Here is a 6020-nt window from a genome sequence, read left to right on the forward strand (position 1 = left end):
CCCTTCCCGATCTTTCCAACGGATTGGATTGGCTGCGCAAGGCAGCCAAACAGGGTGATGTGGAGGGGATGGACGCTTTGGCCTGGTTTTTATTTCGCTTTTCAGGCTCGGAGTCCAACCCTCCGTGGGAAATGGAGGCTGTGTATTGGGCCAACATGGCTATAAGCAAGGATTACTGGCCAGCCATGAAGAGAATGGCTACATTCTACCAGGCAGGTTGGGGTGTACCCCGTGATTCCGATCAAGCAAAAACGTGGGAAGAAAAAGCACTCGCGGCAGGTGGCGCCAAGGCTGAGTTCGCTTTTTTTGTTGAATATAATCTTGGGAATATTTTTCCTCAAGATTTGCCAAAAGCATGGTTTCTGCTGAACGAGGCAGCAAAACATGGGCTGGCTGTCGCTCAATGGGCTCTTGGGTCAGAGTACTTGCAGGGAAAATATACAAAAAGAGGATATATAGAACCGGATTTTCTTATGGGACAATACTGGTTGGAAAAATCTGCGCACAATGGTATAGCAGCCAGTTCCAACCGATTAGGAGCCTTGTACGATACTGGACTTTATGGTTTTCCGGTTGACAAGGCCAAAGCATGGGAGTGGTGGGAGAAGGGTGTCGAGTTAGGGTATCGAAGATCTTATGTTAGTCTGGGAGGTCTTTATGTGAGTGGTGTTCCAGGCCATCCCAGGGATTTAGAAAAAGCGCGTGATCTGTTTCTTAAAGGGTTGGAAAAGGGGGATGTGCGCGCCTATGTTCAACTGGGGAGATTGTATTATGAAGAATTTTCAGATAAGGATGAACAGAATTCAAGGCAAGGTTTTGCCTGGTACCAGCAGGGTGCGGAAAAAGACGAAGAGGCTTTTGCCTTGACAGAGTACAAACGACTTTTTGGCCATGGCACAACCGCCGATCCAGACAAAGCCATGTCCCGGCTACGATCTGCCATTCAGCATGGCAACCGATTTGCTGCCGATATCTTGGGGAAATATTATTTTTGGGGTGAGGGATCTGCCGAAAATTTTCAAAAGGCCCGAGTCTGTTTTGTCAGGGGAGTTGATACCGATTACTCTGAAACAGCCTTTTGGGCAGCATTCATGCTGATTGCCGGTCTTGGCGGACCGCAAGATGTGACTTTGGCGGCTCATTTTGCTGATATTGCCCACGCGAAAGGCAGTATCACCACTCCTCTTCACTGCCTTGCCGGCGGACTTCATCTCGCCGGGTCGGATGGCGTGCCAGACCTGGAGTATGGCCTGGCGCTGCTCCAGAAAGGGGCCATGATCCCGACAACCTCCTGTGCCTGGTTGTTGGGAGAGGGGTATCGGCAGGGGCGGTATGGTTTGCCGGTGGACCTGGCCCTGGCGAACCACTGGTATGAACAGGCAGCGACCCATGAGGATGTCGAATCCATGTTGCGGTTGGGCTTGCTTGCCGCCGGGTTGGCGGGAGGGGCCAGGGAGTCATGGATGAACCCTGCCGAGGCGGTCAGGTGGTGGCAAAAGGCCGGCGAAAAGGGCTCCCCGCCAGCCGCTTTTTTGCTGGGTATCCTGCATGCCAAAGGATTGGGGACACCACAAAACCTCGACCTGGCGCGCCGCTGGCTGCATGCGGCCCAACAACAGGGTGTGGAACGCGCCGGTCACCTTCTGGCCCTCATCGACAGCACACCCGAGAGCCTGGACGACCAGACGGAGATGGCCGCCTATGTGAGCGCCCTGCCCGCATCCCTGGCCCCGCCGACCATTCCGGAGGAACTCTCTTTCTTTCCCACACCCGATCTGCCTGGCTTGCCGGAGGGGTTCTGGCCCCGTTTGCTGGTGGATTTGCAGTTGGCACGCCAGGGAACATCCCGTTATTGATGACTTGTTCCCTAACCTGAAAGAGTGAACCTGAAGGAGCACGGCCCCATGCGTCACGACTGGATGTTTCTGGCCCAGGTGATGGTTTTTTTCCTTTGGTTGCTGCCCGCCGGTGGCTTTGCCGCAGCGGATGAACACCCCGAATTTTTGAAAGTCGGGGGGGAAAAAATCCTTTTTGCAGAGGCCAGACAGCGTGCCGAGTCCGGTGACCCCAAGGCCCAGGTGGCCATGGGCAGGTATCTTATAACAGATGTCAAACCCCTTCCCGATCTTTCCAACGGATTGGATTGGCTGCGCAAGGCAGCCAAACAGGGCGATGGAGAGGCCATGGATCTTTTTGGCAGGCTTTTGTATTACTATTCAGAGTCAAAGCCAGACTCCTCCAGGATAGAGGAGGCTGTTCAATGGGTGTCCACGAGTGTCTCACTGGGCAATTGGTCTGCCATGGAGAGTTTGTCAACATTTTACTATGTGGGGTGGGGCGTTCCCAGGGATCTCACCCTGGCGAGTTACTGGGAAAAGGAGGCGTTGGAAAAAGGTGGAGCCAAGGCGGAATTCTCATTTTCCCTGGCCCATTTTTTTGGCAAAAGAGCATCTGAAGATATGGTGCTTTCACGACAGTTGCTGAGAAAGTCGGCGGAACACGGTTTTCCCCCTGCTCAGCACCTTCTTGGTGTTGATTACGCTGAAGGATTGTTTGTTAAACCTGATTTTAAGGAATCACGATTTTGGCTTGAGAAGGCAGCAGGACAAGGTTTAGCCGGGAGCGCCCATTCTTTAGGAAAAAATTATCGTCATGGGATCAATGGCTATCCGTATGACAAGGCCAAGGCGATCGAATGGTTCGAAAAAGCTGCCCAGTTGGGATATGGCGAATCGTTTGTCAGCCTGGGATATCTTTATCTGGATGATATTCCTGGGCATCCAAAAAACCCGGAAAAGGCCCTGGCCATGTTCCATAAAGGGTTGGAAAAGGGTGATTCAAGCGCTTATATGGCCCTGGGTGATTTTTATTTCAAGGGGGATGATGTTCAGGAAGATTTGTCCAAGGCATACCATTGGTTTCGGCAGGGCGCCGAGAAAGATCCGCGCAATACGGGAGCATTTGCCCGGGCTGAAGTCATGCGGATCTTTGGCATGGGAACATCAGCCGAGCCATCACTGGATTTTACCAAAATGAATGATGCCATTCAGCATGGCAATATGGATGCTGCTGCCATTCTGGGAAAGTTCTATCTGGCAGGTGTAGGTACGGACAAAAATTTTTACAAGGCCCGCAGGTGTCTTGTTGCCAGTGCTGCTGGCGGAAATAGTGAGGGAAAATTTTGGGCTGCATGGATTTCTGCCACAGGGTTGGGTGGCCCCCAGGATTTGGAACTCGCCGCCCATTGGGCTGAAAGAGTCAGTTCTACCTATGTGAGCATCAACCACTGCCTTGCGGGTGGATTCCTTCTCGCTGGAGTGGGTGTCGTGCCTGACCCGGAGCATGGCCTGGCGCTGCTCCAGAAAGGGGCCATGATCCCGACAACCTCCTGTGCCTGGTTGTTGGGAGAGGGGTATCGGCAGGGGCGGTATGGTTTGCCGGTGGATCTGGCCCTGGCGAACCACTGGTATGAACAGGCAGCGGCCCATGAGGATGTCGAATCCATGTTGCGGTTGGGCTTGCTTGCCGCCGGGTTGGCGGGAGGGGCCAGGGAGTCATTGATGGACCCTGCCGAGGCGGTCAGGTGGTGGCAAAAGGCCGGCGAAATGGGCTCCCCGCCAGCCGCCTTTTTGCTGGGTATCCTGCATGCCAAAGGGTTGGGAACACCACAAAACCTCGACCTGGCGCGCCGCTGGCTGCATGCAGCCCAACAACAGGGTGTGGAACGCGCCGGTCACCTTCTGGCCCTCATCGACAGCGCACCCGAGAGCCTGGACGCCCAGACGGAGATGGCCGCCTATGTAAGCGCCCTGCCCGCCTCCCTGGCCCCGCCGACCATTCCGGATGAACTCTCTTTACTTTCCCACACCCGATCTGCCTGGCTTGCCGGAGGGGTTCTGGCCACGTTTGCTGGTGGATTTACAGGTGGCACGCAAGGGAACATCCCGTCGTAACGATTCACCATCCCACCAATGATGGCCTTGATCATCGTTCATGTTCAGTACCTACTCACCACCCTTGCAGGAAAAGCCTGGACAGGAAAGCCTTTGTCAGGGCGCGACTATTCACCACCCTTGCAAGAAAAGCCTGGACAGGAAAGCCTTTGTCAGGGCTTCGCCCCGAACCCCACCAGGGCTCTGCCCTGGACCCGCCAGGGCTCTGCCCTGGACTAAGCCAGGGAGCCAGCCCCCTGGACCCCGATTCGTTGGCGGGTGGTGAATAGTTACCATGTTCAGGCTTTTCTTGGACCGAAGGATGACCTTTCCAAACTGTCCTCCCGGCGAGTGATCCTGCATATTTCCTGTGCCCGATAGGTTCCGTCCCGTCCCGGAGAGACAAAAAAGCTGATGATATCTCCCTGGTGCAGAATTTCGTCCGGATTGGCCAGCTCTGAAACATGTAAATATATGTTATTACGTCTACATTTTGCAAAACCATATCCCTTGTCGACGAAATAGGTGGTCACGACAGCCTGTTCGGTCTCGCCCATGACGAGATCCTCTCCGAGGATGAGGGAAGTGTCCGGAATCTGGACGCCGGGCAGGGTGAGGTCGGTGGCGGTCAAGCCTTCGGCGTCCGAGCCTGAGCTGATGGTGAACTCCACCATGTTGCCGACAATGACGGGCAGGTTTTGGAAGTGTCCTGGCAGGATGTGGAGGCGAATGGGGGCGTTATCGTGGTCACGGATGAGGACATAACCACTGTTGTCAGGTAGAAGAGACTCGACTTCACCCTGCATGCGGCTGCCCATGATCAAGACCGAACAAGCCTGAGGACGCCCTCCCTTGCCGGGTTGAACGGAAAACTGGACATGGTCGTGCTCTTTGAGAGAGAGCTGTGATATTACATATGTCATATGGACATAAATTTCCGCATATTGTTCGTGCTCGGTGTAAAACTGGATAAAACCGAAGCCCCGCTCCTTCTTGAAAGCGGTTACTTTGCCAAAATACCGAACACCTGAGGCGGGAACGCAGGGCATGGCATCGGCGCCGAGGTGCGCCGAGGGGGAGATTGCCGGGTGGTGCAACGGACTGCCGGCTGCATGCCCTGTCGTCTGCCCGTTCCCGAAGGGGTACCGGAAATGGGGTGTCTGGGGGGCAATAGGAAGGGTGGTCAGGTATTCGGCGCCATGCGTCTGCCACAGGAAGGCGAAGAGATCTGGATGGGGGTAAGGAGAGAAGGCCAGGGGGGGAATGCGGTGAAAACAGGCGTCGAACGGGCGCTCCTCGAAGAGGTGAGAGAGGGAGGCAAGCCATGTTTGCGGTCCCCGGTTGGAGGAGTCCAGGAGTTTTCTGTGGGTGGCGGTATCCAGGATGATGGCATTGCCATGGGCCTGTTCAGCCAGTCGGGCTGCCTGTTCGACGATGGCGCCAAGATACTCCCGGGCACCATCGGGCATGCGGCACTCCCAGGCAGGACCGGAGGCGATCCCAACCTTGCAATAGAAGCGCGATCGTCCGGAAGAGCGTTGTTTTTCAATCTCCTCCTGGATGGCGACAGCGGCCAGGAGGGCGGGCATGGCCTGCTCGAAGATAACCATCGCAGCTTTACGGATCCATTTATGGAGATGCCCTTGATGCCGGGTGGCGAGCGCATGCAAATCCTGGAAAAAAAGTTGCAGAGCGGGGATCTGCTGACTATCCGTGAAGGGATCCGGCCATCGGGAAGAGTCATGAATTTTGACAAACAGGAAGCTTTTTTCGGCAATCTGCATGCGTTTCATTTCGAGTAGAGAGGGTCATACTTTTTATTTTTCCCCTCCCATTCTGCTCCCCGGACACCGTGTGGGCGTGCCGGGGGCAGGGGAGGCGGTCATGGAACAACGCTGACAACCGACAGGGTTTTGGACTCACCCTGACGGATTAAGAAGAGTTATTTTGCAACTATTCAGCACCCCTGCAAGAAAAACTTTGACATGAGAGCCTTTGTCAGGGCTCCGCCCCGAACCCCACCAAGACTCCGTCCTGGACCCGCCAGGGAGCCAGCCCCCTGGACCCCGATTCGTTGCCGGGTGCTGA

General features: G+C 55.2%; 4 protein-coding genes. 3 read left to right on the plus strand and 1 reads right to left on the minus strand.

Annotation, left to right across the window (positions count from 1 at the left end; translation table 11 throughout):
* The coding region (locus HQL63_15430) for a sel1 repeat family protein (protein ID MBF0178217.1) at positions 1-1856 on the plus strand (1856 nt) is incomplete at its 5' end.
* A 48-nt stretch (positions 1857-1904) separates the two neighbouring features.
* Positions 1905-3953 carry a sel1 repeat family protein gene (locus HQL63_15435; GenBank protein ID MBF0178218.1) on the plus strand — a complete coding sequence of 683 codons (2049 nt, stop codon included), beginning with the start codon at positions 1905-1907 and terminating at the stop codon, positions 3951-3953.
* 278 nt (positions 3954-4231) lie between these two features.
* Here HQL63_15435 and HQL63_15440 read toward each other — a convergent pair whose 3' ends face one another.
* Entirely contained in the window at positions 4232-5542 is a 1311-nt protein-coding gene (locus tag HQL63_15440) for a cold shock domain-containing protein (GenBank protein MBF0178219.1), read from the minus strand.
* 21 nt (positions 5543-5563) lie between these two features.
* Between HQL63_15440 and HQL63_15445 the strand changes: the two genes are divergently transcribed.
* Positions 5564-5734: a hypothetical protein gene (locus HQL63_15445; protein MBF0178220.1), complete on the plus strand. Its 171-nt coding sequence runs from the start codon at positions 5564-5566 to the stop codon at positions 5732-5734.
* Positions 5735-6020: the final 286 nt, after the last annotated feature.

It is taken from the genome of Magnetococcales bacterium, assembly GCA_015231175.1.
Taxonomy (GTDB): domain Bacteria; phylum Pseudomonadota; class Magnetococcia; order Magnetococcales; family DC0425bin3; genus HA3dbin3.

Coding starts and splice junctions, on each gene's coding strand:
- HQL63_15435 (MBF0178218.1), top strand. CDS start 1,905: ATGCGTCACGACTGGATGTTTCTGGCCCAGGTGATGGTTTTTTTCCTT.
- HQL63_15440 (MBF0178219.1), bottom strand. CDS start 5,542: ATGGTTATCTTCGAGCAGGCCATGCCCGCCCTCCTGGCCGCTGTCGCC.
- HQL63_15445 (MBF0178220.1), top strand. CDS start 5,564: ATGGAGATGCCCTTGATGCCGGGTGGCGAGCGCATGCAAATCCTGGAA.